29 protein-coding genes are annotated in these 24,786 nt (G+C 69.1%); 14 read left to right on the top strand and 15 right to left on the bottom strand.

All coding sequences use genetic code 11. From position 1 onward, the window contains the following. Positions 1 to 73: 73 nt before the first annotated feature. On the top strand, positions 74 to 1,477 hold the full coding sequence (locus ABN401_RS00325) for an SLC13 family permease (protein WP_349682824.1): 1,404 nt from the start codon (positions 74 to 76) through the stop codon (positions 1,475 to 1,477). Between the two features lie 108 nt (positions 1,478 to 1,585). Here the strand turns inward: ABN401_RS00325 and xth are convergent, their stop codons facing one another. The 3 genes from xth to ABN401_RS00310 are packed head-to-tail and all read right to left on the bottom strand — an operon-like array spanning position 1,586 to position 4,043. Next, positions 1,586 to 2,386: an exodeoxyribonuclease III gene (gene xth, locus ABN401_RS00320; protein WP_349683237.1), complete on the bottom strand. Its 801-nt coding sequence runs from the start codon at positions 2,384 to 2,386 to the stop codon at positions 1,586 to 1,588. Then, the gene (gene prmC, locus ABN401_RS00315) at positions 2,383 to 3,267 is read right to left on the bottom strand and encodes a peptide chain release factor N(5)-glutamine methyltransferase (RefSeq protein WP_349682823.1); all 885 of its coding nucleotides are present in this window, start codon (positions 3,265 to 3,267) and stop codon (positions 2,383 to 2,385) included. Before prmC ends, xth begins: the two co-directional genes overlap by 4 nt. Next, a complete protein-coding gene (locus ABN401_RS00310; RefSeq protein WP_432763503.1) occupies positions 3,264 to 4,043 on the bottom strand; it encodes an MOSC domain-containing protein in 780 nt (259 codons plus the stop codon). The genes prmC and ABN401_RS00310 overlap by 4 nt, the downstream gene beginning before the upstream one ends. 79 nt (positions 4,044 to 4,122) lie before the next feature. Between ABN401_RS00310 and ABN401_RS00305 the strand changes: the two genes are divergently transcribed. The 7 genes from ABN401_RS00305 (at position 4,123) to ABN401_RS00275 (ending at position 7,921) form a co-directional block, all read left to right on the top strand. Continuing rightward, positions 4,123 to 5,382, top strand: a complete 1,260-nt coding sequence (locus tag ABN401_RS00305; RefSeq protein WP_349682821.1) for a YihY/virulence factor BrkB family protein — start codon at positions 4,123 to 4,125, stop codon at positions 5,380 to 5,382. Between the two features lie 5 nt (positions 5,383 to 5,387). After that, positions 5,388 to 5,630 (top strand): hypothetical protein, encoded by a 243-nt coding sequence (locus ABN401_RS00300; RefSeq protein ID WP_349682820.1) that lies wholly within the window; start codon positions 5,388 to 5,390, stop codon positions 5,628 to 5,630. A gap of 170 nt (positions 5,631 to 5,800) precedes the next feature. Next, positions 5,801 to 6,013 carry a cold-shock protein gene (locus ABN401_RS00295; RefSeq protein ID WP_349682819.1) on the top strand — a complete coding sequence of 71 codons (213 nt, stop codon included), beginning with the start codon at positions 5,801 to 5,803 and terminating at the stop codon, positions 6,011 to 6,013. Between the two features lie 143 nt (positions 6,014 to 6,156). Continuing rightward, complete coding sequence (locus ABN401_RS00290) at positions 6,157 to 6,876, top strand: heme ABC transporter permease (RefSeq protein WP_349683236.1); 720 nt, start codon at positions 6,157 to 6,159, stop codon at positions 6,874 to 6,876. Then, positions 6,876 to 7,070 (top strand): heme exporter protein CcmD, encoded by a 195-nt coding sequence (ccmD, locus tag ABN401_RS00285; RefSeq protein WP_349682818.1) that lies wholly within the window; start codon positions 6,876 to 6,878, stop codon positions 7,068 to 7,070. Before ABN401_RS00290 ends, ccmD begins: the two co-directional genes overlap by 1 nt. Further along, the gene (locus ABN401_RS00280; RefSeq protein WP_349682817.1) at positions 7,067 to 7,669 is read left to right on the top strand and encodes a DsbE family thiol:disulfide interchange protein; all 603 of its coding nucleotides are present in this window, start codon (positions 7,067 to 7,069) and stop codon (positions 7,667 to 7,669) included. Before ccmD ends, ABN401_RS00280 begins: the two co-directional genes overlap by 4 nt. Positions 7,670 to 7,714: 45 nt before the next feature. Then, a complete protein-coding gene (locus ABN401_RS00275; RefSeq protein WP_349682816.1) occupies positions 7,715 to 7,921 on the top strand; it encodes a hypothetical protein in 207 nt (68 codons plus the stop codon). On the opposite strand, the gene ABN401_RS00270 is transcribed toward ABN401_RS00275, so the two are convergent. From ABN401_RS00270 to ftsY, 3 genes are all read right to left on the bottom strand, one after another. After that, a complete protein-coding gene (locus ABN401_RS00270; protein ID WP_349682815.1) occupies positions 7,918 to 8,520 on the bottom strand; it encodes a MarR family winged helix-turn-helix transcriptional regulator in 603 nt (200 codons plus the stop codon). The genes ABN401_RS00275 and ABN401_RS00270 overlap by 4 nt on opposite strands. Positions 8,521 to 8,601: 81 nt before the next feature. Further along, positions 8,602 to 9,288 carry an inner membrane-spanning protein YciB gene (locus ABN401_RS00265; RefSeq protein WP_349682814.1) on the bottom strand — a complete coding sequence of 229 codons (687 nt, stop codon included), beginning with the start codon at positions 9,286 to 9,288 and terminating at the stop codon, positions 8,602 to 8,604. Between the two features lie 2 nt (positions 9,289 to 9,290). Then, positions 9,291 to 10,244, bottom strand: coding sequence for a signal recognition particle-docking protein FtsY (gene ftsY, locus ABN401_RS00260; protein WP_349682813.1), 954 nt, complete (start codon positions 10,242 to 10,244; stop codon positions 9,291 to 9,293). 99 nt (positions 10,245 to 10,343) lie between these two features. On the opposite strand from ftsY, the gene ABN401_RS00255 reads away from it, so the two are divergent. Continuing rightward, positions 10,344 to 12,395, top strand: a complete 2,052-nt coding sequence (locus tag ABN401_RS00255; protein WP_349682812.1) for an NAD(+) synthase — start codon at positions 10,344 to 10,346, stop codon at positions 12,393 to 12,395. Positions 12,396 to 12,399: 4 nt separating this feature from the next. On the opposite strand, the gene ABN401_RS00250 is transcribed toward ABN401_RS00255, so the two are convergent. Further along, positions 12,400 to 12,795 carry an NtrZ family periplasmic regulatory protein gene (locus ABN401_RS00250; protein ID WP_349682811.1) on the bottom strand — a complete coding sequence of 132 codons (396 nt, stop codon included), beginning with the start codon at positions 12,793 to 12,795 and terminating at the stop codon, positions 12,400 to 12,402. Positions 12,796 to 13,132: 337 nt separating this feature from the next. On the opposite strand from ABN401_RS00250, the gene ABN401_RS00245 reads away from it, so the two are divergent. The 4 genes from ABN401_RS00245 (at position 13,133) to holA (ending at position 17,892) form a co-directional block, all read left to right on the top strand. Further along, complete coding sequence (locus ABN401_RS00245) at positions 13,133 to 13,585, top strand: DUF3576 domain-containing protein (protein WP_349682810.1); 453 nt, start codon at positions 13,133 to 13,135, stop codon at positions 13,583 to 13,585. Between the two features lie 187 nt (positions 13,586 to 13,772). Beyond that, positions 13,773 to 16,367, top strand: coding sequence for a leucine--tRNA ligase (gene leuS / locus ABN401_RS00240; RefSeq protein WP_349682809.1), 2,595 nt, complete (start codon positions 13,773 to 13,775; stop codon positions 16,365 to 16,367). After that, positions 16,367 to 16,843: an LPS assembly lipoprotein LptE gene (lptE, locus tag ABN401_RS00235; RefSeq protein ID WP_349682808.1), complete on the top strand. Its 477-nt coding sequence runs from the start codon at positions 16,367 to 16,369 to the stop codon at positions 16,841 to 16,843. Before leuS ends, lptE begins: the two co-directional genes overlap by 1 nt. Next, positions 16,840 to 17,892, top strand: coding sequence for a DNA polymerase III subunit delta (holA, locus tag ABN401_RS00230; RefSeq protein ID WP_349682807.1), 1,053 nt, complete (start codon positions 16,840 to 16,842; stop codon positions 17,890 to 17,892). The genes lptE and holA overlap by 4 nt, the downstream gene beginning before the upstream one ends. Here the strand turns inward: holA and ABN401_RS00225 are convergent. The 3 genes from ABN401_RS00225 to timA form a co-directional block, all read right to left on the bottom strand. Further along, positions 17,889 to 18,302 (bottom strand): BLUF domain-containing protein, encoded by a 414-nt coding sequence (locus tag ABN401_RS00225; RefSeq protein ID WP_349682806.1) that lies wholly within the window; start codon positions 18,300 to 18,302, stop codon positions 17,889 to 17,891. The genes holA and ABN401_RS00225 overlap by 4 nt on opposite strands. Positions 18,303 to 18,375: 73 nt before the next feature. Then, positions 18,376 to 19,182: an MltA domain-containing protein gene (locus ABN401_RS00220; RefSeq protein WP_349682805.1), complete on the bottom strand. Its 807-nt coding sequence runs from the start codon at positions 19,180 to 19,182 to the stop codon at positions 18,376 to 18,378. A gap of 278 nt (positions 19,183 to 19,460) precedes the next feature. Continuing rightward, positions 19,461 to 20,108, bottom strand: a complete 648-nt coding sequence (gene timA, locus ABN401_RS00215; RefSeq protein ID WP_349682804.1) for a TIM44-related membrane protein TimA — start codon at positions 20,106 to 20,108, stop codon at positions 19,461 to 19,463. 195 nt (positions 20,109 to 20,303) lie between these two features. On the opposite strand from timA, the gene secB reads away from it, so the two are divergent. Next, entirely contained in the window at positions 20,304 to 20,807 is a 504-nt protein-coding gene (gene secB / locus ABN401_RS00210; protein WP_349682803.1) for a protein-export chaperone SecB, read from the top strand. 4 nt (positions 20,808 to 20,811) lie between these two features. On the opposite strand, the gene dnaQ is transcribed toward secB, so the two are convergent. The 5 genes from dnaQ to ABN401_RS00185 all read right to left on the bottom strand — a co-directional run bounded on the left by dnaQ (position 20,812) and on the right by ABN401_RS00185 (position 24,521). After that, a complete protein-coding gene (gene dnaQ / locus ABN401_RS00205) occupies positions 20,812 to 21,528 on the bottom strand; it encodes a DNA polymerase III subunit epsilon (RefSeq protein WP_349682802.1) in 717 nt (238 codons plus the stop codon). Between the two features lie 62 nt (positions 21,529 to 21,590). Continuing rightward, a complete protein-coding gene (coaE, locus tag ABN401_RS00200; RefSeq protein ID WP_349682801.1) occupies positions 21,591 to 22,232 on the bottom strand; it encodes a dephospho-CoA kinase in 642 nt (213 codons plus the stop codon). Beyond that, a complete protein-coding gene (locus tag ABN401_RS00195; protein WP_349682800.1) occupies positions 22,229 to 23,059 on the bottom strand; it encodes a shikimate dehydrogenase family protein in 831 nt (276 codons plus the stop codon). Before ABN401_RS00195 ends, coaE begins: the two co-directional genes overlap by 4 nt. Continuing rightward, complete coding sequence (locus tag ABN401_RS00190) at positions 23,056 to 23,655, bottom strand: Maf family protein (RefSeq protein ID WP_349682799.1); 600 nt, start codon at positions 23,653 to 23,655, stop codon at positions 23,056 to 23,058. Before ABN401_RS00190 ends, ABN401_RS00195 begins: the two co-directional genes overlap by 4 nt. Then, positions 23,652 to 24,521 (bottom strand): pyruvate, water dikinase regulatory protein, encoded by an 870-nt coding sequence (locus tag ABN401_RS00185; protein ID WP_349682798.1) that lies wholly within the window; start codon positions 24,519 to 24,521, stop codon positions 23,652 to 23,654. The genes ABN401_RS00190 and ABN401_RS00185 overlap by 4 nt, the downstream gene beginning before the upstream one ends. Between the last annotated feature and the right edge of the window lie 265 nt (positions 24,522 to 24,786).

The raw sequence follows: 24,786 nt of genomic DNA, 5'->3' as shown, positions 1-24,786 counted from the left end.
CGCGGATCGGTCAAATGCAGGGCGAGGCGCGGAAAAGGTTGACCTTCCTGGCACGGGAGGGTCTGCAAGGACCATGAGTTTCGATCAGATCGCCGCCCTGACCGTCCTCGTCGCTGTGGTCGCAGCGCTGGTGCATGGCAAGCTGCGCGCCGACGTCGTAGCCCTGACCGGAGCGGCCGTCCTGCTGATGCTGGGGGTGGTCCGCCCTGTGGAGGTGCAGGGCGCCTTCGCCAGTCCGGCGGTCATCGCCCTGGCCGGTCTGTTTGTCATCGCCTACGCCATCGAGCTGTCGGGCCTGCTGGCCTTTCTGATCCGGCAGGCGACGCGGCTGACCCAGAGACTGGGCGCACGAGGCATCTGGCTGGTGATCGGCCTGTGTGGCTCGGTGGGCGGCTTCCTGAACAACACCCCGGTGGTCGTGCTGGCCGCGCCGGTGGTGCGCGACATGGCGTTGTCGCTGAACCAGTCGCCCAAACGCTATCTGATGCCGCTGAGTTATATCGTGGTCATGGGCGGCCTGCTGACTCTGATCGGCACCTCGACGAACCTGCTGGTCAACGACATGGCGCGCAACGCCGGCCAGCCGGTCTTCGGCCTGTTCGACATCACCGGCGTCGGCCTGATCATCGGCCTGACCGGGGCCGCGTACCTGTATCTGGTCGGGGCCCGGCAACTGGACGGCGTGGCCACCGCCGACGAGGCCGAGATGGCGCGCATCCGGGCGGAGGAGGAAGAGCGCGCCCGCCCGACGGAGGCCCCCAAGGGTCGCCGTCGCTGGTTCAGCCTGCCCCTGCTGGGCGAGGCACGGAACCAGCCGGACGGGTCAGGGGACGGGGTCCTGGGCGATGTGGACCTGTTCGACAAGGGCAAGGAGCGCCCGCTGGAGCTGAAGCGGGCGTTGGCCTCGATCGCGGTGTTCACCGCTGTGATCTTCGTCGCCGCGACGGGCCTGGCCCCCATCGCCGCCAGCGCCTTCGCCGGGGCGGTCATGCTGATCCTGCTGCGGGTCATCAGCGCCGAGGAGGCCTATGCCGGGCTCAGGCCCGAGATCCTGCTGCTGATCGCGGGCATGGTCGTGGTCGGCATGGCCATCGAGGTGACCGGACTGGCCGAAGCCGGCGCCAACTCCCTGATCGGCGTGATCGAGCCCCTGGGGCCGCTGGGCGCGCTGATCATCTTCTACGGCGTGACCCTGTTCGCCACCGAGCTGTTGTCCAATGCGACGGTGGCCGTGCTGATCACGCCGATCGCCGTGGCGCTGGCCGACGCCCTCGGGGTCGACGCCCGGCCCTTCCTGGTGGCGGTGATGATGGCCGCCTCGGCCGCCTTCGCCACCCCGTTCGGCTATCAGACCAATGTCTTGGTCTTCCAGATGGGCAACTACACCTACATGGACTTCGTGCGGGTCGGCATTCCGCTGAACCTGATCACCTGGGCGGCGGGATGCATCGCCATCCCGACCTTCTTTCCGTTCTAGAGCATTCGCCAGCGAAGTGGACACCGGTTCGCGGCAAAGAATGTGAAAAAACAAAGAGCTAGACCAATCGTCTTGCGCCAACTCATGTGACGATTGGTCTAGAGCCGATCAGACGTCCAGATCGACCGTGATCGGGCAGTGGTCCGAGGGCTGTTCCCACGCCCGGACCGGTTCGTGGATGGTGGCCGAGCCCGCCACCACCGCCGGCGTCAGGCCGGGCGAGGTCCAGATGTGGTCCAGGCGCAGACCGCGATTCGACTTTCTAAAATCCTGGGCACGATAGCTCCACCAGCTGGCCAGTTTCTGCGGCTCGGGGAAGGCGTCGCGGATCACGTCGGCGAAACCGCCCGCCGCCTGGAGCCGGTTCAGCGTCTCGACCTCGACCGGAGTGTGGCTGACCACCTTGGACATATAGCGGTGATTCCAGACGTCGTACTCGGAGGGCGCGATGTTGAAATCTCCGCACATCAGAAGCGGCCGCGACTGGTCCAGGCCTCGCGCCGTCTCCGTCAGCCGCGCGTAGAAGTCCATCTTGTGATCGAACTTGGGGTTCAGCACCCGGTCGGGCACATCGCCGCCGGCCGGGATGTAGAAGTTCTGGACGTCCACGCCAGCGACCCGCGCCGAGACGCAGCGCGCGTGGCCCAGCTTGCAGGCGTCGAAGGTCTGGCTTTGCTCGATCGGCAGACGGCTGGCGATGGCGACCCCGTGCCAGCCCTTCTGGCCCGCGACCTTCAGATGCGGCAGGCCCATCTCCGCGAAAGCGTTACGCGGAAACTGGTCCTCCAGGCATTTGATCTCCTGCAGGCACAGGACGTCGGTGCCGCTCTCGGCCACGAAGCGCGCGACCTGGTCGATGCGCAGGCGGACGGAGTTGATGTTCCAGGTGGCGACGCGCACTCGGCTCAGCCTTGCCCAATTGGCGTGGTGCGAGGGTCGGGGCCGTTGGTGACGACGCGATCGCGATCGCCCAGATCCTTGACCACCTTGACGTCGGCGAAGCCCGCGGCCTCGAATAGGGCCTTGACGGCCGCACCCTGATCCCAGCCGATCTCTACGGCGAAGGTGCCGCCGGGCTTGAGGATTCGCATGATCTCGGGCGCGAGGTCGCGATAGGCCTGGAGGCCGTCGGGGCCACCGTCCAGGGCGAGGACCGGGTCGTGGTCGCGCACCTCGGGGTCCAGGCCCGGAATGTCGTCGGACGGGATATAGGGCGGGTTGGAGACCACCAGATCGAAGCTGTGATCTCCGAACCCGGCCGCCCATTCGGTGCGCAGGAAGGTCGCGCGGCCGTCGAGATCGAGGCTGGCGGCGTTGTCGCGGGCCACGGCCAGGGCCTCGAACGAGATGTCGGTGCCGACGCCGTGCGCGCCCGGTCGCTCGGTCAGGACCGCCAGCAGGATGGCGCCCGACCCGGTGCCCAGGTCGATCAGGTTGAAGCCCTGCGCCGGCTCGAAGGCCAGCAGGGCGACGTCCAGCAGGGTCTCGGTGTCGGGCCGGGGGCTGAGCACGTCGGGCGTAACGTTCAGCATGATCTTCCAGAAGCCCTTGCGCCCCAGGATGCGCGACACCGGCTCACGCCGCAGGCGGCGCGCGACGAAGCCGTCCAGCACGGCCAGTTGATCGGCGCTGACCGCCCGATACGGATCGGTCAGGATGTCCAGACGGGTCGCGCCGGTCGCGGCCTCCAGCAACAGGCGGGCGTCGATCGCCGGGCTGTCGATCCGCTGGGCCCTCAGGGCCGCTTGCGCCGATTTCCAGGCGGTCAGGAGGGTCGGGGTCTCGCTCATTCAATCCAGTCCACGGGCCAGTCCACAGGGTCGCCGACGGCTAAACGGCCCGTCGTCTCGACCGAAAGATAGAGGCCGCAGAAGGCATGGCCATAGAGGCGCATCAGGTCGCCGACCAGATCGGCATCGCGATCGCCCGTCGCCGGATCGACGTCGACGGCGACGCAGCGCCGGATCGGCTTGATGGCGCGGAGGCCCGCCTCGCCCAGCCGCAGGCAACGACCGGCGACGTCGTTCTCGATCCAGGGGGCCCAGCCCTCGACATGGACATTGGCCCGGAACCGCAGCGGGTCGAGGGTCCGGCCGATCCGCTCGCCGAGGTCGCGCACGCTGGCGAGGTTCAGCACCGATACGGCACCCTTCGGATCGTCCATGAAGCGGTGGCCCCGGCCGTCCAGCACGCGCAGCGGCGCGGTCGCCTCCTCGCCCAGCGCCGTCGTCAGCCAGGCCTCAAGGGCCCGGTCGCCCGCCGCGTCGCCCAGGAGCACGACGATCGGATCGAGCCCCGGCGCGGTCAGGCTCAGCGCGCCCGTGGCCTCGTCCCAGCGACTGGTCACGCGCGCCACGGCCGGGATGCGGGCCAGGACGGCGAACCGCATCTTGGAAATGTGGGCCGGAGCCAGGGGGTCGAAGCCCGACGGCCCGATCTCCACCGCATACAGGCGATCGCCCGGAAAGGCGGCCCCGGCCTCCAGCCGCGCTCCGCTCATCGGCTCGGGCGTCAGGCCCTTGACCGGATGGCGGTAGAGGCCGGCGATGTGGGCGGGGGCGGTCACCAAGGTTCCGTGCCCCAGGCGTTCGTTTCAGGCAAGGTGCCCCGGAACAGCCCCTCGCGCCGAACCGTTGATGCCGCCAATGACCGAACCCGCCCGCCGCTCCGCCTTGTCCAGCCTCTGGAAGTTCGCGGGCGCGACGGTGGCGGGGCTGGCCGCCGGGGCGGGAGCTGCCCATCTGATCTACAGCCAGGGGCACAAATACGGGCTGGAGCTGCGCGCGCCCCGACCCGAGCCCCTGCCGCCCCGCCCCCCGACGCCCGAAGACCACGAGGCCCGCGAGCCCGGCCGAGGTCGCATCGCGCGCCATCCCCACGAGATTCCGCACAAGGGCTGGACCGACATCGGCTGGCGGGTCGGGGGGTCCTATTTCGGCGACCGGGTCGGCTTCGTGTCGGGCGGGGTGACGTTCTTCATCCTGCTGTCGCTGTTCCCGACGCTCGGCGCCTTCGTGACCATCTATGGGCTGTTCGCCGATCCGGCCGACGCGTGGTCGCGGCTGGCCTTCCTCTACTCGGTCCTGCCCTCGAATGTGGCGAGCTTCCTGGGAGCGGAGATGGCGCGGCTGGCGGCGGGTTCGACCCGGGACCTGACCTTCACCCTGGTCTGGACCCTGGCCCTGTCTCTGTGGACCGCCAACAACGGGATCAAGACCCTCTTCTACGGGCTGAACGTCGCCTACCATGAGGTCGAGCGGCGCAATATCGTCCGCTACAACCTGATCTGCTTCGCCTTCACCCTGACCGGGCTGGCGGCCGTCCTGGTCACCGCGGGACTGGTGGTCGGGGTGCCCGTGGTGCTGGGCGTGTTCGGCCTGACCGACGAGTGGCAGGCGCTGGCTCCGCTCCGGTGGCCGTTGCTGTTCATGATCTATGTCGGGGCCCTGGCGGTGATCTACCGGTTCGGACCCTGCCGACAGAGCGCGCGCTGGCGCTGGCTGACGCCCGGGGCCCTGTTCGCGGCGATGCTGAGCGTGATCGTCTCGTTCGTCTTCAGCTGGTTCCTGACCACCTTTGTGAGGCTGGATTCCTACGGTCCGCTGGCGACGGCCATGGCGTTCCTGCTCTGGACCTGGATTTCGGTGCAGGTGATCCTGATGGGGGCCGAGCTGAACGCCGAGATCGAGCACCAGACCGCCCACGACACCACCACGGGCGAGCCCATGCCCATCGGCGAACGCGGCGCGGTCATGGCCGACACCGTCGGGCCGCGCCGGGGGAATCCGGCCGCCCTGGCATTCACCCTGCGCCACGCCGAGGCTCTGGCCGACCGGCTGGGACGACGTCGCAACCGGACCGAACGGACGCCGGGCTCGCACGGCGACGGTTCCGGCCCTATCTAGAGGACATGAACACCTTTCGACTGACCACCATCGAACGCGCCTACGAACTGGCCAAGAGCGGCGCCTGCCGCACCGTCGGCGACATCAAGGCCCGGCTCCAGGCCGAGGGCTACGAGGGGGTCAAGGACCGGCTGTACGGAGCGTCCATGACCGGCGCGCTCAGGAAACTCTGCGCCGAGAACTATGTCGCGCCGGAAGGCGAGGACGAAACCGCCAAGCCTAAGGCGGACGAAGACGACGACGACTGAAACCGGAAACGCTTGTATCCCCAGGCTCGCCGGTCCATAAGGTCCCGGTCGATCTCTCTGCGTAACGCCCTCTCTCTCTGCGAACGCACCGAGTTTCTGGCCGATCCCATTCAGACCCGACAGGCTTCAGGCGCTCTTGCCTGAGGTCATAACTCGAACGGAGAGCTGAAATGGCGACCGGAACTGTCAAGTGGTACAACGCAACCAAGGGCTATGGCTTCATCGAGCCGAGTGACGGCGGCAAGGACGTGTTCGTTCACGTCTCGGCCGTTGAAGGCGCCGGCATGAACGGCCTGAACGAAGGCCAGACCATCTCGTACGAGGTCGAAAAGGACCGTCGCACGGGTAAAGAGTCGGCCGGCCAGCTCAAGGCCGCTGAATAGTCGGACCCCTTCGCTCCTCGGAGCGGAACGGTCTGAAGCGCGGGGTCGGGGCGAAAGCCTCGGCCCCGTTCGCATGTCCGGGCCGCTCTTGCGACACGGGCGCGCTTGCCCCGCCGCCACCGCCCGCGTAGAGCGCCATGACCATGTTCGGCCTCGCCAATCCTGAACGGTTCATGCGCTTCACCGCGCCCCTGCCCCCCGTGCTGTGGGGCGTATCGGCCGTGCTTCTGGCCGTCGGCACCTGGCTCAGCTTCGCCGCGCCCGGCGACTATCAGCAGGGCGACACCGTGCGGATCATGTTCGTCCATGTGCCGGCCGCCACGCTGGGGCTGGCGGCCTATGCGGCGCTCGGCGTGTCCAGCTTCTTCGCCCTGGTGTTTCGACACTCGCTGGCCGATGCGGCGGCGCGGGCGGCCGCCCTGCCTGGCGCGGCGTTCACGGCGCTGGCGCTGGTGACAGGCGGCCTTTGGGGCCAGCCGATGTGGGGCACCTGGTGGGTCTGGGACGCGCGGCTGACGAGCGTGCTGGTGCTGTTCCTGTTCTATCTCGGATACATGGCGCTGCGCTCGTCGATCGACGACGAACAGAAGGCCGGGCGGGCGGCCGCCGTGCTGGGTCTGGTCGGCCTGATCAATCTGCCCATCGTCAAATTCTCGGTCGACTGGTGGAACACCCTGCACCAGCCCGCCTCTCTGCTCCGCGCCGGCGGCACCAGCCTGGACCCCGTCTTCCTCGCCCCGCTGCTGACCATGATGGCCGCCTACGGGGCGCTGTTCGGAGCCGTCTGGCTGACCACGATCCGGGCCGAGATCGTGCGGCGCCGCGTCCAGACCCTGCGCGCCCGCCTGGCGCTGGAGGCCTGATGCTGGACCTGGACATGAGCCCCTATGCCGCCTTCGTCTGGCCCGCCTGGGGGCTCAGCGCCCTGGTGCTGGGCGCGGTCGTGGCGCGCGCGGTCCTGTCGGCGCGTCGCTGGAAGACCGAGCTCAGGCGGCTGGAGGAAGACAGCGAGCGCCGGCCTCAAGCGACGCAAGGCGCGTTAGGCCAGCAACGATGACCCGCTGGCTGACGGTCATCCCCTTGGTCGTGCTGGCGGCCCTGGCCCTGTTGTTCATCGGCTGGTCGCTGCAGCGCGACCCCGAATACCGGCCCGACGCCGTGGTCGGCCAGGCGGTGCCGCAGACCGTGCTGCCGATCCTGCAGGGCGATGTCGCGGGCCCCCAGAACGTGGACCTGCAGACCGCCGGTGTCGGGCGGCCCATGCTGGTCAATCTGTTCGCCAGCTGGTGCGCGCCCTGCCGGATCGAGCACCCGCAGCTGATGGCGCTGAAGGCGCGCGGCGTGGCCGTGGTCGGGGTGGCCTACAAGGACGATCCCATCGCCACCCGCGCCTTCCTCGACGAACTGGGCGATCCCTTCACGATGGTTCTGGTCGATCGCGAGGGCCGGGCCGGGCTGGATTTGGGCGTTTCCGGCGTGCCCGAGACCTTCGCGGTGGACGCCATGGGCCAGATCGTGGCCAAGGCGTCCGGTCCGCTGCTGACCCAGGCCGACGTCGACCGCCTTGTCGAGGCGCTCGACGCGCCGGCGCGGCCCCTGCCGACGGCGCGCACGCCCGAGGAACTCGCCATGCAGCGGGGATCCACAGGCGGCTAGAGCGGCGTTAACCCTTTCTCGACAGGAATCATTAACCCTGTCGGAATGAGCGCGATCCGGCCCGACCTGCCCCCCAGCCTGCCCGCGGCGACGCCGGCGGCCTCACAGGTTCGCGCGGCCCAGGCGGCCTTCTTCCGAGCGGCGTTGAATGAGGTCGGGGCCGCGCCCGCCGCTCCCCGATCGGCACCGACGACCGAGCCCGAACCGGCTCGCGCGCAACGGCCGGGGGCCCTGCTGGATATTCGGGTCTAGGCGACCGGTTCCAGCGCCTTGGCCTTCTTGGGCTTTGCGGCCTTCTTGGGCGGTTCGGCGGTCTTCTTGGCGGCCTTCTCGGCCCGCTTGGCTTCCTTCTGAGCCTTCTTCAGGGCCTTGGCGTCGGCCTTGGCCTGGTCCGGCACGGCGTCGGCAGCCATCGACAGTTCCGACAACAGGTCCAGGAAGCCGTCCCGCTTGCCCTTGGGCAGAAGGGCCATGATGCGGCGATCGGCGGCCTCCACCCGGGGCCGGGCGGCCTCCAGCACGGCCTGGCCTTCGGGCGACAGACGCACGGCCTTGGCACGGGCGTCCAGCGCCGAGCGCTCGCGCGTCAGCAGACCCTTGGTGGTCATGCGGGCGACCAGATCGGCCAGGGTCGAGCGGTCGATACCGGTGGCCTTGACCAGATCGGTCTGGGTCAACCCCTCCTTGACCGAGACCGCCTCCATCACCGCGAACTGGCGTTGGGTCGGGCCGTCAGAGCCCAGTTCCTCGGAATAGATGTCCAGCGCCAGCTGCAGGGCGCGATGCATCAGATGGCTGGGGGACTCGGCGAGCGTGCCGGACCGTCGCGCCTGTTTGCCGGACTTCACCATGGAAACCGTATCCCCTCTTGCCGTGTGCGGAGGGTTATCAGCGCGGCTTTACGGTTTGACGACAGACAATGTCGAATGTGGTCAGGGGGCGGTGTCCGGTCGGGCGGGGGCCGACGGGTCGACAGGGCCCCCGGAGACCAGGTTCTTCATGATCAGCGGCACCTGGGCCAGGCCGAAGGCGGACGATGCGATCCACAGAACGCCGCGGAAGCTGACCCAGACATCAGCGGGATCGACGCCCTCCATGCCCAGACGCGCCGCGCCCCAGGCCACCAGGGCCTCGGACCGGACCGCCTCGTTCACCAGAGCGACCGCGAGAAAGAAAAAGCCGTAGCGGATCGTCAGGATGCGCCAGGCTCGGTCGTTGACCGGAATGACGGTGCCCAGCAGGGCCTTCAGCGGCTGTTTGCCCAACAAGGTGCCGCCCAGCAGGGCAATGGCAAGCGACGCGTTCAGCACCGTGACCTTCAGCTTCACGAACAGATCGTCGTTGAAGACGATCGTCAGCACCCCGAACACCAGGGCGAACCCGCCGACCAGAAGCGGCATCAGAGCCAGCCGCTTCTCGAACAGCAGGCCGACCGACACGGCCACGGCGGCGCCGGCCACGAGCGCCCAGGTCGCCTGGACCAGGGCTTCGTCGCCCGGAAGGCCCCGCAATCTCAGAACCAGGAACGCCAAGGCGAAGGCGGCGATGGCACCGAAATCCACCACCTGACGAATCCAGGTCGGCGGGGCGGCGGGCGCGGTCGGTTCGACGTCGCTCATCCTCAGTCCTCCAACCCCACCAGAGAGCGGGAAAACGCGCGGGCGTCGAAGGGTTGCAGATCGTCGATGCCTTCGCCGACGCCGATCAGCTTGATGGGGGCGTCGGACGCCTGGGCTACGGGCACCAGGACCCCGCCGCGCGCAGTGCCGTCCAGCTTGGTCATCACCAGGCCCGAGACGAAGGCGGCGCGGCCGAAAATCTGTTCCTGGGCCAGGGCGTTGCGCCCCACGGTCGCGTCCAGCACCAGCAGGGTCTCATGCGGGGCATCGGGATCGATCTTCTTCAGCACCCGCACGATCTTGAGCAGTTCGTCCATCAGGGCGGACTTGTTCTGAAGCCGTCCGGCCGTGTCGATCAGGACGACGTCGAACCCCTCCTCTCGGGCCTTGGTGTAGGCGTCGAAGGCCAGCCCTGCCGGATCGGCCCCGTCGCGGCGGCTCTCGAAATGGGCCCCGGCGCGCTCGGACCAGACCTTCAGCTGCTCGCGGGCGGCGGCGCGGAAGGTGTCGCCGGCGACGATCATCACCTTCGCGCCCTGACGGGTCAGCTCGGCCGCGATCTTGCCCAGGGTCGTGGTCTTGCCCGAACCGTTGACGCCGACGAACAGCACGACGAACGGCTTGATGCCTCCGCCAACACCGTCCGGCCCCAGGGGGTCGAAGATCGCCTGGCGCGGCAGCAGCTCGGCGGCGACCGCCTCGGCCAGCGCCTCCTTGACCTCGCGCTCGTCCGACACCTTGCCGAAACGCAGCTCGCGGAAGCGGGCGACGATCCGGTCCGTGGCCGCCGGCCCCAGGTCGCTTTCCAGCAGGTGCTCCTCCAACCGGTCGAGGGCGGCCTCGCTCAACGGCTCCTTGACGAAGGCACCGACCACCGTCTCGGTCATCTGCTGGCTGGACCGGGCCAGTCCAGCGCTCAGTCGCTGGAACCAGCCCTTCTTGGGCGCGTCGTTCATGGCTCGCCTTTAGCGGTCGCGAGGGCCGAGGTCACGGTCTATCGTGGTGTCCGACCGACTTAGGCTCTATATGAGCAAAACCCCAATCAGGACCCCGCCTTGGCCGAGCCCCACGCCTTTCACGCCCCCCGCGCCCACGGTTTCGTCCGCGTGGCGGCGGCGACGCCGGTGGTCCATGTCGCCGACCCGGCGGCGAACGCCGAAGAGCACCTGGCCCTGATCCGCCGTGCGGGCGAGGCCGGGGCCGACCTGGTCGTCTTTCCCGAGCTGAGCCTGTCGGCCTATGCCATCGACGACCTGCACATGCAGGCGGCCCTTTTGGACGCCGTGGAGGCGCAGCTGCCGGTGCTGGCCTGGGAGGCGGGCGAGGCGGGACTGGCAGCGGTGGTCGGGGCCCCGATCCGGCACGGTGACCGACTGCTGAACTGCGCCGTATTGCTGGCCGGAGGCGAGATCATCGGGGCGGTGCCCAAGACCTATCTGCCCAACTACCGGGAATATTACGAGAAACGCTGGTTCTCCCCCGGCGACGACATCGGGGTCGAGACCCTGCGGATCGCCGGGATCGACAGCTGGATCGGCACCCGGTTGCTGTTCGAGGCCGACGACCGGACGGGCTTCGTCGTGGGGCTGGAGGTCTGCGAGGACTTCTGGTCACCCCTGCCGCCCTCGACCCGCCAGGCGCTCGCGGGCGCGCGCATTCTCTGCAACCTGTCGGCGTCCAACATCGTCATCGGCAAGGCGGAAGAGCGAGCGATGCTGTGCGCCAGCCAGTCGGCCCGGGCCATGTCGGCCTATGTCTTCGCCGCCTCGGGATGGGGCGAATCCACTACCGACCTGGCTTGGGACGGCCAGGCGACGATCCACGAATTGGGGGCCTGCCTGGCCTCGGGCGAGCGGTTCTCGCTGGAGAACCATCTGACGCTCGCCGATGTGGACGTCGACCGGATCGGTCTGGACCGGCTCCGGAACGGCACCTTCGCCGACTGCGCGCGGCGCGAGCTGGACGAGGAAGGCTTCATCCGGCTGGGGTTCAGGGTGCGCGAGACGGCCGCGGCCGGCCCGCTGATCCGGCCGCTGGACCGCTTCCCCTTCGTGCCGGACGACCCGGCGCGGCTGGATCAGGACTGCTACGAGGCCTTCAACATCCAGGTCCAGGGCCTGATGCGGCGGATGACGTCCACGGGCTCGGAACGCATCGTCATCGGCGTCTCTGGCGGGCTGGACTCGACCCAGGCCCTGCTGGTCGCCTGCGGGGCCCTCGACAGGCTGGGCCTGCCCCGGACGAACATCCTCGGCTTCACCATGCCGGGCTTCGCGACATCGGACCACACCAAGTCCAACGCCTGGTCCCTGATGACCGCGCTGGGCGTCACGGGTGCCGAGATCGACATACGCCCGGCGGCGGAGCGGATGCTCCAGGACATCGGCCACGCCTATGCCGACGGCCAGCCGGTCCACGACATCACCTTCGAGAACGTCCAGGCGGGCCTGAGGACGGACTATCTGTTCCGGCTGGCCAATCAGAACCGGGCCTTCGTTCTGGGCACCGGCGACCTGTCGGAACTGGCGCTGGGCTGGGCCACCTATGGCGTCGGCGACCATATGAGCCACTACAACGTCAACGGCGGTGTCGCGAAGACCCTGATCCGGCATCTGATCCGCTGGGTCGCCGCGCGACCGGACATGGCGGGGGCTTCGGACACCCTGCATGCCATTCTGGACACGGAAATCTCGCCCGAACTGGTCCCGGCCGGGCCGGACGGAAGGATCCAGTCCACGCAAGACACCGTCGGGCCCTATGCCCTGAACGACTTCTTCCTGTTCCACATCACCCGCTACGGCATGAGCCCGTCCAAGGTGGCCTTCCTGGCGCATCAGGCCTGGGGCGACGCGGGGCGGGGCGAGTGGCCGGCGCACCATCCCGACAGCGACCGGGTCGCCTACGACCTGGCGACCATCAAGAGCTGGCTGCGAAAATTCCTGGTGCGCTTCTTCCAGACCAGCCAGTTCAAGCGTTCGGCCCTGCCCAACGGGCCCAAGGTCGTGACGGGAGGCTCCCTGTCGCCGCGCGGCGACTGGCGCGCGCCATCGGACGGCACGGCGCGGACGTGGCTCGACGAACTGGACGCGAACGTCCCGGACGGCTGAGAGGTCAGAAGCGGAAGATGGATTCCAGCCGGACCCGGGGCTGGGCGCGGCGGTTCGTCTCGGCGGCGCGGGCCGGATCCTGTTCGGGCGCGGCAAGGCCTGCGGCGGCTCCGACGCGCAGGCGCGGCGACAGCCGATAGTAGGCCCCGGCCTCGACATCGCCCCAGTCGGCCTCGCGGCCCACGGGCTGGTTCAGGTTGAAATCCAGGCCCCAGCGGCCATTCTCGTTCCAGCGCAGGCCGCGACGCGGAGCGGGGGTCGGAGCCGTGCGCTGAGCGGCGGAGGCCTCGGCCAGGCTGACGGCGGGCGCGCGCGAACGGCTCTGAGCGGACGCGTCATCGCTCACGCCACCGAGGGCGGCGAGCCCGACAACCCCGGCGATGATGACCGACAGCCGCATTTCCAACCCTTGGCATCGCCGGTCTTCGCCGACGAGGCATTCTCTGAACTCGGCGTTTCCACCTAAGGACACCGCGATTAGACATCGGTGGTCCGCCCGGTCAACGCAACCCGTGCTCTGGGCACCGGTTCCCGCCGTTCTTGCCGACGCCTGTGGCGCAAGCGTCACGGGAATGCGGCGGCCGGGTGTTCAGGCGAGAGGCGAGCGCTGCGGTACGGGGGTCGGCGGTGTTTGCCTTGTCATCGCCCCTTTTCACCGTGTTATAGAGCTTCGCTTCGCGGAGCGCCGTGCAATCGGGCCCACGCGAACGCCTTCAATCGGTTGGAGACTTCCCTCGATGAGCTTCGTTCGCGGCAAGACGGTCGTTGTGACCGCCGTCCTGATGGCCTCGGGCCTGGCCTTGGCCGGCTGCGGCGGCGGGTTGTTCGGGGGCGGTCGTCAGGCCGAACGCGCCGATGTTCAGGCGGGGATCGGCGTCAACGGCTACCTGTGGCGCGCCACCCTGGACACGCTCAGCTTCATGCCGCTGCTGACCGCCGATCCGTGGGGCGGGGTCGTGAACTACGACTGGTACGTCAATCCGCAGACGCCGAACGAGCGTTTCAAGGCGACGGTCTTCATCCTGGACACCCGCCTGCGCGCCGACGCCCTGAACGTCACGGTCACCAAGGAAGTCCGCGACGCCGCCGGCGGCTGGACCGCCGCGCCCGTCGCCGCCCAGACCGAGGCGGACCTCGAGAACGCCATCCTGACCCGGGCGCGTCAGCTCAACCTGTCCAACGCGGGCTGACGACGTCTCCTCCCTGTCGCCGCAGGCGATGGGGAGGTGGATGCGAGCCCTTGCGAGCAGACGGAGGGGTTCTTGACGCCCCCCGAGCGAGTCCGCTTCAAGAGCCCCTCCGTCTCGTCGGCTTTCGCCGCCGAGCCACCTCCGCATCGCCAAGCGGCGACAGGGAGGAGACTCGACAAGGAACCCCGTGCCCGCCTCTCCGACCCGCTACGACCCCAAGACCATCGAACCGCGCCAGCAGGCCCGCTGGGCGGACGCCAATGCCTTCGTCACCCGGGACACGGGCCGCCAGAAGTACTATGTCCTTGAAATGTTTCCCTATCCTTCGGGGAACATCCATATGGGGCACGCCCGCAACTATGTGATGGGCGACGTGGTGGCGCGTCACAAGCGGGCCATGGGGTTCGACGTCCTGCATCCCATGGGCTGGGACGCCTTCGGCATGCCGGCCGAGAACGCGGCCATGGAGCGCGGCATCCATCCCAAGGGCTGGACCTACGACAACATCGCCACCATGCGCGAGCAGCTGAAGCTGCTGGGCCTGTCGCTGGACTGGAGCCGCGAGTTCGCCACCTGCGACCCCGAATACTACGGCAAGCAGCAGGCCTGGTTCCTGGAACTGTACCGGCGCGGCCTGGTCTATCGCAAGGACGGGGTCGTCAACTGGGACCCGGTCGACAACACTGTCCTGGCCAATGAGCAGGTGATCGACGGGCGCGGCTGGCGTTCCGGGGCCCTGGTCGAGAAGCGCAAGCTGAACCAGTGGTTCCTGCGCATCACCGACTATGCCGACGACCTGATCGAAGGCCTGTCCACGCTGGACCGCTGGCCCGACAAGGTCCGGCTGATGCAGGAGAACTGGATCGGCCGATCCAAGGGCGCGACCCTGTGGTGGGACGTCGCCGAGGTTCCCGCCTTCCTGGCCAATGCGCCGGAGGGTCAACCGAGCCACGACCGCGACCCGATCGAGGTCTACACGACCCGGCCCGACACCCTGTTCGGCGCCAGCTTCATCGCCCTGGCTCCTGACCATAAGCTGACCAGGACGATCGCCGAGCACCGGCCGGACGTCGCGGACTTCGTGAAAGCCTGCGCCCAGACCGGAACCAGCGAGGCCGATATCGAAAAGGCCGAGAAGCTGGGTGTCGATCTGGGGGTGCGGGTGCGCCACCCCTTCGATCCCGAAAAGACCCTGCCTGTTTGGTCAGCGAACTTCGTGCTGTCGACCTATGGCTCGGGGGCCATCTTCGGCTGTCCGGGTCATGACCAGCGCGACCTGGACTTCGCCCGCAAATACGCCCTGCCGGTCCTGCCTGTCGTCCGGCCGGACGGCACCGAGACCGTCGAAATCGCGACCGAGGCCTACGTCGGACCCGGCCGCATCTTCAACTCGGACTTTCTGGACGGCCTTTCGGTCGAAGAGGCCAAGGCCGAAGCGATCCGTCGGCTGGAAGCCTCGGGCCACGGCAAGGGCGCGACCATCTATCGGCTGCGCGACTGGGGCGTGAGCCGCCAGCGCTATTGGGGCTGCCCGATCCCGGTCATCCACTGCGAGGCCTGTGGGGTGGTGGAGGTTCCGGCCGATCAGCTGCCTGTCGTCCTGCCCGACGACGTGACCTTCGACGTGCCCGGCAATCCGCTGGACCGGCACCCGACCTGGAAGCACGTCCAATGTCCCTCATGCGGGGCCGACGCCCGGCGCGAGACCGACACGCTGGATACCTTCGTGGATTCCAGCTGGTATTTCGCCCGCTTCACCGACCCGACGGCGGCCGAGCCGATCAATGCCGAAGCGGCCAACCGCTGGCTGGCGGTGGATCAGTACATAGGCGGCGTCGAGCACGCGGTGCTGCACCTGCTTTATGCCCGCTTCATCACCCGGGCCCTGTCGGACGCCGGGATGTTGTCGGTGAAGGAGCCGTTCGCGGGCCTGTTCACGCAAGGCATGGTGGTCCACGAGACCTATCGTCGGACCGACGGCGCCTGGGTCGAACCCACCGACGTGGACCTGTCCAACGACGCTGGCGTCCGCTCGGCTCGCCAGCGGTCCACCGGCGAGACCCTGATCATCGGCGACATCGAGAAGATGTCGAAATCCAGGAAGAACGTCGTGGCCCCGGCCGAAATCCTCGAGAGCCACGGCGTGGACGCCGGCCGCCTGTTCGTGCTGTCCGACAGCCCGCCCGAGCGCGATGTGCAGTGGACGCCCGGCGGCGTCGAGGGGGCCAGCCGCTTCGTCCAGCGGGTCTGGGCCCTGTTCGACGGCTTCGACCCCGACGCGTCGGCCTCGGATCAGGACGCCGCCCTGATCCGGGAGACCCACAAGGCTATCAAGGCGGTGTCCGAAGGGGTCGAGGGCTTCCGCTTCAACTCCGCCATCGCCAAGCTCTATGCCTTCGTGGCCACCGTACGGGACCACGACGGCGCGGGCGGTGCGGCCCGGCGCGAAGCCCTGTCGGCGCTGGCCCGGCTGATCGCTCCCTTCACCCCGCACCTGGCGGAGGAATGCTGGACCCGGCTGGGCGAGACCGGAATGGTGCTGGACGCCGCCTGGCCCACCTATGATCCGGCGCTGGCGGCCGACGACGACGTCGTCCTGCCGATCCAGATCAATGGCAAGCGCCGTGGCGAGATCACGATGCCGCGCGGGGCCGATCCCAAGGCCGTCGAAGCCGAGGCGCTCGCCAACCCGGCCGTCCAGGCGTATCTGGAGGCCAATGGCCAATCCATCCGCAAGGTGATCGTGGTGCCCGACCGTATCGTCAACCTGGTGGCCGGCTGATGCGCGCCCTCTCCGCCCTCGTCGTGGCCAGCGGCCTGTTGCTGACGGGCTGCGGCTTCACCCCGATATACGCCGAGACGGCCGAAGGCTCGCCGCTGCGCCGAATCGCGGTGTCGACCCAGGACGACCGGCTCGGCTATCGCCTGCGCGAACAGCTGGAAGACGCCCTGGCCTGGGACCGGTCCGCCGCGCCCCTCTATCGCCTGGAGACGGCGGTGGAGCAGAACCGTCGGCCCCTGGGTCGCAGGATCGACGATACGGCCACACGCTATGAGCTGACCGTGCGCGCCGCCTGGACCTTGACGCCGATCGCGTCCGGCACGCCCCTGACCGGCAGCCAGTCGGTCACCACCACCTATGCCGCCGCCGACCAGCCCTATGCAGCGATCGCCGCCCAGCAGGACGGCGAGGACCGCGCCGCCGCCGAACTGGCCCGGTTGATCCGGCTGGACCTGATGCGGGCCCTGGCGGGGTGATTCTCGCGAAGCGGCCGGAGGTTGATCGCTTCCTGTCCAAGCCCGAGGTGGGCGTCCGCGCCGCCGTGATCCATGGCAAAGACCGGTCCGGGGTCGCCGAGCGCGCCGAGATCCTGTGCAAGGCGATCACGCCCGATCTGAACGACCCCTTCAATGTCACCGTCCTGACCGACAGCGACATCGACGCCGACGAGAGCCGGCTGGAAGAGGCCCTGACCGCCCTGTCGATGATCGGCGGGCGGCGCCTGGTGCGCGTGCGACTGGGTTCCGAAAAGGCCTCTGTCGACAAGGCGGTCGCCGCGGCGCTCAAGACCCACGGTGAGGGTGGCTACAATCCCGAGGCCATGCTGGTGGTCGAGGCCGGGGCTCTGGGCCGCGACTCCGCCCTGAGGAAGGCCGCCGAGGCCGGCAAGGCCAGCGTCGGCATCGCCTGCTACGAGGACGAGGCTGGCGACATTGCCCGGATGACGCGCGAGGCCCTGGCCGGCGACAAGGTCGGCCTGACCTCGGACGCCCTGGCCGCCTTCGTTTCCCGGCTGCCCAAGGAGCGTGGCCTGATGCGTCAGGAGATCGAGCGTCTGGCCCTGTATATCGGCCCGGGCTCCGGTCGGACGATCGACGTCGATGAGCTGGAGGTCCATCTGGGCGTCGAGGCCGACGCCTCCCTGTCGGACGCGGCATTGCAGGCCTTCGGCGGGCGGCCCGGTCCAGCGCAGGGGGGTCTGCGACGCGCCCTGGCGGAGGGAGAGAGCGCGGTCATGGCGGTCCGCTCGGCCTCGATCCATCTGGCGAAGCTGCGCCGGATCAATGTGTTGCAGGCCTCCGGCGTCGGAGCCAAGGAAGCCGCCAAGGCCTCGGGCGTCTTCTGGAAGCAGGAGGCCGAGATGCTGCGCCAGGCTCGCGCCTGGAGGTTGGACCAGCTGGACGCGGTTCAGGACAGCGTCAATGCGGCGGACGTCATGACCAAGACCACCGGCATGCCCGAGCATCTGATCGCCGAGCGCCTGCTGCTCGAAGTCGCCGCGCGGGCCCGGCGGCTGGGGCTCTAGATCAGGGACGTCAGCCGCGCATTGGCCAGGTCCGCCATGACGCCGGTCACCTGGGCGCCCGATCCGGTCTGGACCATCAGTTTGGCCAAGTGCTGCGACAGTGCGCGGGTGTCGACCTGGACCATGGCCCATCCGAGAAACAGCTGCGACTGCACCGGCCAGCGCGCGAGGACGCGCACATTGCGGTGGCGCTCGTCCGTCGAGATCGTTTCCATGAGGGTCGTCAAGGCCTCAGGCTCGCCCTCCAGCACCTGGACGAATGTGCCGTCGTGCAGGGCCAGAGCTCCCGTCATGCGACGGCGGGCGTTGTTGCGGACCGATGTGGCGACGATGGCCGACAGGTCCATGGGGCCGTCGGCCGGGGTGACCGCGTCGCTGCGATAGACGACGCGCTCGAGAAGGGAAGCCATGGATACTGTTGGTCCGGCGGCGAATCCGCCCGTCATCTAGGCCCGTTTCGCTGGTGCTCCAAACGCCTTGTCTTCAGCGCGGGACCAGACGCCACATCCGCAGGGGGTGGCGAACCGCCCCGGCCTCGTTCCCTGCCGCCGCGCCGCGACCCATGTAGAGATCGGCCCGAACCGGTCCGCGAATGGCGGACCCGGTGTCCAGCGCCATCACGAGCCCGGAATAGCTGCCGCGCGCCCCACGGAGGTTGCCGCCCTCGGCCGAGATCCAGACCAGATCGCCATAGGTCCAGCTGGCGGGATCGACGGCGATGGCGCGCCGGGCCGGCAGGGACACCCCTGCGGCGCCCGCCGGGTCGCCTCCGTCATCCAGATCGAGCGCGAAATAGATGTAGCGAGGATTGAGCGCCGTGACGGCCCGGGCGTGGCGTCCCCGCCGCGCCGCCAGCCACGCCCGGATCGCGTCGCCCGAGGTGCCGTCGGCGGGCAGGAGGCCCTGGTCGGCCATCGGCCGGGCGATGCCGACGAAGGGTCGGCCATTGTCGGCGGCATAGGCGGCCCGGGCCTTGGACCCGTCCTCGAAGGTCAGATAGCCGGAACCCTGAATCTGGAGGAAGAACAGGTCCTCGGCCCGCATCCAGGCCAGGGGCGTCGACGGCGGCGGCCCGGCCTCGATCTCGGCCCGCGCCGGCCCGACCCAGCCCCGGGCCCATCCCTCGGGCCGGCCCAGAACCGGCGTGTCGAAAACCCCGTCCGGCACCCGCCGGGCTTGGTACTCCGGAGCGAAATAGGCGGTCAGCAGGCCCGGGCCACCGTCGGCGGTTTCGGCCTGCACGACCGAGAACCCGGTCTCGAAGAAGGCCCGCGCCATCGATGGGGTCACCGGCCGGGAGGTCTGCTGGATCAGGCGACCGCGCTCACACTGTCGGACGGCCGCAGGATCGCGCGCGACCCGACAGGTCTGAACATAGGCGAAGAAGGCCGCGAGATGATCCTCGTCCGCCCAGCCAGCGAGGCTCGTCGGCGCAGACAGACCGGTCGGCGACGGAGCTGGATCCGACGGGGAGGGCGCGATCGGTGTGCCCGTCGCGCAACCGGCGACAAGGAGCCCAAGGACGCCGAGCCACAGCCCGGCGGTCCCGGCGGCAGGGCCTCTCCCGCTCACGCGTTGGCGGGTTCGACGCGAGCCAGGACCCAGTTCGGGTCGGACGCGCCCAGCGAGCGTTCGAACGTCCAGTGTTCGGCGGTCCGACGCTCCTCGATGCGCGGCTCGGCCGGGGCGCCGGGCGTGGCCTCTTCCGCCGGGGGCAGGATCCTGGAGCGCAGTTCCGCGAGGAAGCGGACCTTGGCGACGGCGCGATCGCCCTCTGCCGAAGCCAGCTCGAGGTCGGCGCGGGGCGGTTGCAGGAACTCGACCTGTTCGGTCTCTCCGCGGGTTTCACGCGCTGTGATCCCGGCCTCGAAGGATTCCAGCACCGTCGGCGTCAGCAGGGGCTTCAGCGCCGCCCGGTCGCCGGCCGCATAGCCGCGCACGATGGTCTCATAGGCCTGACGCGCGCCCTCGATGAACTTGGCGGGGTCGAAGGCGGGGTCGCGGGCCCGGAGCGAGGCGGCGGCGGCCAGGGTCGCGGCGTCCAGGCCCGGCGCGCGGGCCGCGGGCTCGGGCACGGCGGCACCGGCCGGCAGGACCGGAGCCTTGGCGCCGTCCTCGGGCTGACGGCCGACCTTCTTGCCCAGCACGTTGTAGAGCTGGAACAGGACGATGGCCGCGATCACGGCGAAGATCACGATCGAGAATTCTACCGGCACGGGGTCTTCCTGACGTTGGCGTCCTTCGGCACGGACCGGATGGACGAACTCGGTTGGACGATTAGGGGCCTATATAGGCGGGCGCAAGGCGAGGCGCACCCGTCCGCATCCGTCGGGCGAGCGTTGCGACATCGCGTCCCCGGTGCTAGTCGCGCGGGCCTTGTCCCCATCTCCGCATGAACGACTGATCCGCACATGACCGACGCGCCCCTCTCCAACAGCCCGGCCGCCGACACGACTGGGGCCGCCGCTCAGCCGACCATGCCGGGCTTCCGCATCCTGGCCCAGTATGTGCGCGACCTGTCGTTCGAGAACCCGCGCGCGCCCGACAGCCTGCGCATCGAGGGCAAGCCCTCGATCGACATGGGCGTCGAGCTGAACGCTTCGGGCCGCCCCGACGGCCTTTTCGAGGTCGACCTGAAGCTGTCGATCAAGGCCTCGACGGAAGCCTCGCCGGTGTTCCAGGTTGAACTGTTGTACGGCGGACTGTTCCAGCTGCAGGGCGTCAGCGACCAGGACATCGAACCGATGCTGCTGATCGAATGCCCGCGCTATCTGTTCCCCTACGCCCGCGAGATCGTGGCCCGGGCGACGGCGGACGGCGGCTTCTATCCGCCCTTCATGCTGGACCCGATCGACTTCGCCGGCATCTATGCCGCCCGCATGCAGCAGGCCGCCCAGGCGCCGGGCGCCGCCTGATCGCTCAAGCCGGCTCGGTCTGCAGCCCATAGCCGGCCCAGAGCGACCGGTCCTTCAGCGTCTCGATCAGAAACGCCCTGTGGGCCTCGGCCTCAGCCGGGTGCAGCCGGGGCGACAGCGGGCGTGGGCGCGGCGCATAGCCGCCGATCACGGCCTGTCCCGTCGCGGCCTGGGCCCCGGTGCGCGCCGACAGGTCCAGCACCCGCTCCTTGCCGCCCTTCAGTTCCAGATAGACCTCGGCCAGCAGGCGGGCGTCGATCAGGGCCCCGTGCAGGGTCCGCTCGACCAGCGAGACCTTGAACCGTTTGCACAGGGCATCCAGCGAGTTGGCCATGCCCGGGAACCGCTTCTGGGCCAGGGCCAGGGTGTCGATCCAGCGCGTCTCGTGGATCAGGGCCCATCCGCACAAGCCGCACTCGTGGTCGATGAAGGCCCGGTCGAAGGCGGCGTTGTGGGCGATCACCGGCGCGTCGCCGATGAAGTCCATCAGGTCCGACACGATCTCGGCGAACTTCGGGGCCCCACGCACCTTGTCGTCGGTGATGCCGTGGACCTTGATCGCGCCCTCGGGGATCAGGCGCTCTGGATTGACCAGTCGGTGAAAGGTCCGGCCGGTCGGGAGCAGGTCCTCGATCTCGATGCAGCCGACCTCGATCAACCGGTCGCCCGTCCTGGGGTCGAAGCCGGTGGTTTCGGTGTCGAGGACGATTTCGCGGGCCATAGGGGGTGATCCCGAAAAATATGGGCGGTTCTCGGATCAGATCACGCCCACCAAGGAATGCCTTAATGAATCGGTTCGTCGGCCGGGGAAAGAGGTCGGGCACGGGGTTTCCAGCCTGGCGAGAGCACCATCCCCACGATTTCCGCGACCCGCTCTCGCGCGACCTCGAGCCCGTGGCCGGTGTCGATGACGAAATCGGCGCGGCGACGTTTCTCGGCGTCCGGCATCTGGCGCGACAGGATCGCCTCGAACCGCTCCTCGGTCATCCCGGGACGGGCCAGCACCCTTCGCCTTTGCGTTTCCGCATCGGCGGTGACGACCACCACCGCATCCACAGCCCGGTCGCCGCCGGTCTCGAACAGCAGGGGGATGTCCAGGACCGCAAGCCGGACCCCTGACGCCCGTGCCGCTTCCAGGTCCGCCAGCCGGCCCGCCGCGACCAGGGGGTGGACGATCGTCTCCAGTCGGCGAAACGCCGTGTCGTCGCGGCCCAGGGCCTCGGCCAGTCGTGCCCGGTCCACCACTTCATCGACGACCACGCCTGGAAAGGCCTCGCCCACGGGACCGACGGCAGCCCCGCCCCGCGAATAAAGGCCATGAACCGCGTCGTCGGCGTTCCACACCAGGGCGCCGTGGTTGGCGAACATGGCCGTCGTGGTCGACTTGCCCATGCCGATGGAGCCGGTCAGGCCCAGCAGGATCACCCGGCCTCTCCCAGATGGGCCAGCAGCATCGGCCGGGGATCCAACGGCGGCGGCTCCGCGCCAAAGATCGCCCGGAACGACGGACCCGCCTGGCCGATGAGCATGGCCAGGCCATCGACCGTCGGGAGGCCGCAGGCCCGGGCGGCGTGAAGGAAGGGCGTCACGACCGGGCGATAGGTCATGTCCATGACCACCGTGCCGGGCGCGAGCTGCGATGGGTCCAGCTCTGGCGTGACGCTGAGAGCGTTGATCACCAGCCGGGCGTCGCCGAAGCCCTCGCCGACCCCGGCGGCCCGGACGGTGCCGCCCAGGTCGGCCGCGAGCGCCTCCGCCCTTGACCGCGTGCGATTGACGATCCGAACGTCAGCCCCCGCCCCGGCGAGGCCAGCGGCTGCCGCCCGCGCGGCCCCTCCGGCCCCCAGCAGGACGACCCGCGCGCCGTCGAGATCCAGCATGGGGGCCTGATCCGAAAGCGCGAGCAGCATACCTTCGCCATCCACGCTGTCGGCCGCGACGGCCCCGTCCTGAAAGACCAGGATGTTGGCCGATCCGCTGGAGCGCGCCGTCGCCGACGCCGAATCCGCCAGTGCGAAGGCCTGTTCCTTGAACGGCGCGGTGACATTTATCCCGGCGAGCATTCCGGCGCGGCCGGCCACGACCAAGGCCTCGAAGCCCGCGGCGTCCACCGGCGCGAACGGCACATAGGCGGCGTCCATCCCCGCCGCGGCGATCCAGGCGTTATGGATGACGGGGCTGAGCGAACGGGTCACCGGCTGACCGGCGATCCCTCCGACCCGGGCAGCGCCGGTGATGAGGGGGCGGGTCACGTCTCGATGACCCCGGCGCGCCGCAGCTCCGCCAGCACCGGCCAGAGCGGCATGCCCAGGACGGTGAAATAGTCGCCCTCGACCCGATCGAACAGCTGAGCGCCCATTCCCTCCAGTCGGTAGGAGCCGACACAGGCCAGCAGGGCCACTTCTCCCTCCGACTGAAGATAGGTCTCCAGGAAGGCGTCGGAAAAGGCGCGCATGGACATCCGGGCGGTGTCCACGTCCGACCAGACCACGGTTCCGTCCCGCGCCAGCGCCGCTGCGGAATGCAAGGCATGCGTCCGACCCCGCATGGCCGAGAGCCGCGTTCTGGCCTCCTCGAGGCTCGCGGCCTTGGACATCAGACCGCCGTCGAAGGCCAAGGTCTGGTCCGAGCCCAGAACCCAGGCTTCGGGGTCACGTCGCGACACGGCCAGCGCCTTCGCGCGGGCCAGGTTCAGCGCGAGCTGGTCGGGCGCATGATCCGGCAGGGACGCCTTGATCGCGTCCTCGTCGACGCCGGCGTCCTCGGTGGAGAATGTGACGCCGGCCCCAGTCAGCATGGCGCGGCGCGCCGAGCTGCGCGATGCGAGGATCAGACGTTCACCGCTCACCAGGAGGCTCCGAGACGGGTCGTCCGCCGTTCGTTCAGAAGGTTCAGGATCGCCGCCGCCGTCTCCTCGACCGAGCGGCGGGTAACATCGATCGTGGGCCAGCCGCGCCGTTCGAACGCCCGACGCGCCTTGATCGTCTCCTCGCGAACGGCGTCCGGCTCGACATAGGAGGAGGCGTGATTGGCGTTCAGCCCGTCCAGGCGGTTGCGCCTGATCTGCACCAGGCGATCGGGCGACACCGTCAATCCCACGACGAGAGGGTTCTTGAGCCCCACCAGCCGCTCCCCATCCTCCTGGCCGGGCACCAGGGGCACGTTCGCCGCGCGGACCCCCCGATGCGCCAGATAGATGCAGGTCGGGGTCTTGGAGGTCCGGCTGACCCCCACCAGGACCACATCGGCCCCTTCCAGCTGCTCGGCCGTGCCCTGGCCGTCGTCATGGGCCATGGCATAGTCCAGCGCCCCGATCCGGTTGAAATAGTCGTGGTCGAGCGCGTGCTGGGCCCCGACCCGGGTCGACAGGGCCGCGCCCAGGTAGCGCGACAGGGCCCCGACCAACGGATCCAGCGCACCGATGTGCGGCATGTCCAGCTGCCGGCAGCCTTCTTCCAGCTGCGCTCTCAGATCGCGGTCGACGATGGTGTGCAGAACGACGCCGGGCGCGGCCGCGACCTCGGCCAGAACCCGCTCCATCTGCTTGTCGGATCGCACCAGGGCATAGATGTGTTCGATCGGGATCACCCCGTCGAACCGGGCCGTCACCGCCTTGGCCATGGCATTCAGCGTCTCCCCGGTCGAATCCGAGACCAGGTGGACATGGAAATAGGTGGCCAGGCGCGACGCCCCGGTGGGGCGCGCCGGGCTCACGACGGCACCCGACAGAGGATGACTGGGGCGTGCAGGACGATAATGGCTCTGATTCCTGTGGACCGGACGGGGCGCCGAACGACCCGTCCCGAGGTCCGATCCCTATAGCGCGGGCCGGAGGAGGGCGCGAGACGGGATGGGATCGGACAGCGGCGGCGGTCCGGACCCGGATCATCCCATGGCTGAAAGCCCTTCCTCGTTTCGCTGGGGAAATCCTTAACGAGGCGTTAACGGCGCCCAGGCCGATGGCAAACACGCCGACCCG

Source organism: Brevundimonas aurifodinae, from assembly GCF_040195595.1.
Taxonomy (GTDB): Bacteria; Pseudomonadota; Alphaproteobacteria; order Caulobacterales; family Caulobacteraceae; genus Brevundimonas; species Brevundimonas aurifodinae.
Note: the sequence above shows the minus strand (reverse complement) of the source record. Positions and strands in the feature narration are given on the sequence as shown.

Bases quoted from the DNA above. Each gene is read 5' to 3' on its own strand.
- ABN401_RS00325 (WP_349682824.1), top strand. From the start codon at position 74: ATGAGTTTCGATCAGATCGCCGCCCTGACCGTCCTCGTCGCTGTGGTC.
- prmC (WP_349682823.1), bottom strand. From the start codon at position 3,267: ATGAGCGAGACCCCGACCCTCCTGACCGCCTGGAAATCGGCGCAAGCG.
- ABN401_RS00305 (WP_349682821.1), top strand. From the start codon at position 4,123: ATGACCGAACCCGCCCGCCGCTCCGCCTTGTCCAGCCTCTGGAAGTTC.
- ABN401_RS00300 (WP_349682820.1), top strand. From the start codon at position 5,388: ATGAACACCTTTCGACTGACCACCATCGAACGCGCCTACGAACTGGCC.
- ABN401_RS00295 (WP_349682819.1), top strand. From the start codon at position 5,801: ATGGCGACCGGAACTGTCAAGTGGTACAACGCAACCAAGGGCTATGGC.
- ABN401_RS00290 (WP_349683236.1), top strand. From the start codon at position 6,157: ATGTTCGGCCTCGCCAATCCTGAACGGTTCATGCGCTTCACCGCGCCC.
- ccmD (WP_349682818.1), top strand. From the start codon at position 6,876: ATGCTGGACCTGGACATGAGCCCCTATGCCGCCTTCGTCTGGCCCGCC.
- ABN401_RS00280 (WP_349682817.1), top strand. From the start codon at position 7,067: ATGACCCGCTGGCTGACGGTCATCCCCTTGGTCGTGCTGGCGGCCCTG.
- ABN401_RS00275 (WP_349682816.1), top strand. From the start codon at position 7,715: ATGAGCGCGATCCGGCCCGACCTGCCCCCCAGCCTGCCCGCGGCGACG.
- ABN401_RS00270 (WP_349682815.1), bottom strand. From the start codon at position 8,520: ATGGTGAAGTCCGGCAAACAGGCGCGACGGTCCGGCACGCTCGCCGAG.
- ABN401_RS00265 (WP_349682814.1), bottom strand. From the start codon at position 9,288: ATGAGCGACGTCGAACCGACCGCGCCCGCCGCCCCGCCGACCTGGATT.
- ftsY (WP_349682813.1), bottom strand. From the start codon at position 10,244: ATGAACGACGCGCCCAAGAAGGGCTGGTTCCAGCGACTGAGCGCTGGA.
- ABN401_RS00250 (WP_349682811.1), bottom strand. From the start codon at position 12,795: ATGCGGCTGTCGGTCATCATCGCCGGGGTTGTCGGGCTCGCCGCCCTC.
- ABN401_RS00245 (WP_349682810.1), top strand. From the start codon at position 13,133: ATGAGCTTCGTTCGCGGCAAGACGGTCGTTGTGACCGCCGTCCTGATG.
- lptE (WP_349682808.1), top strand. From the start codon at position 16,367: ATGCGCGCCCTCTCCGCCCTCGTCGTGGCCAGCGGCCTGTTGCTGACG.
- ABN401_RS00225 (WP_349682806.1), bottom strand. From the start codon at position 18,302: ATGGCTTCCCTTCTCGAGCGCGTCGTCTATCGCAGCGACGCGGTCACC.
- secB (WP_349682803.1), top strand. From the start codon at position 20,304: ATGACCGACGCGCCCCTCTCCAACAGCCCGGCCGCCGACACGACTGGG.
- dnaQ (WP_349682802.1), bottom strand. From the start codon at position 21,528: ATGGCCCGCGAAATCGTCCTCGACACCGAAACCACCGGCTTCGACCCC.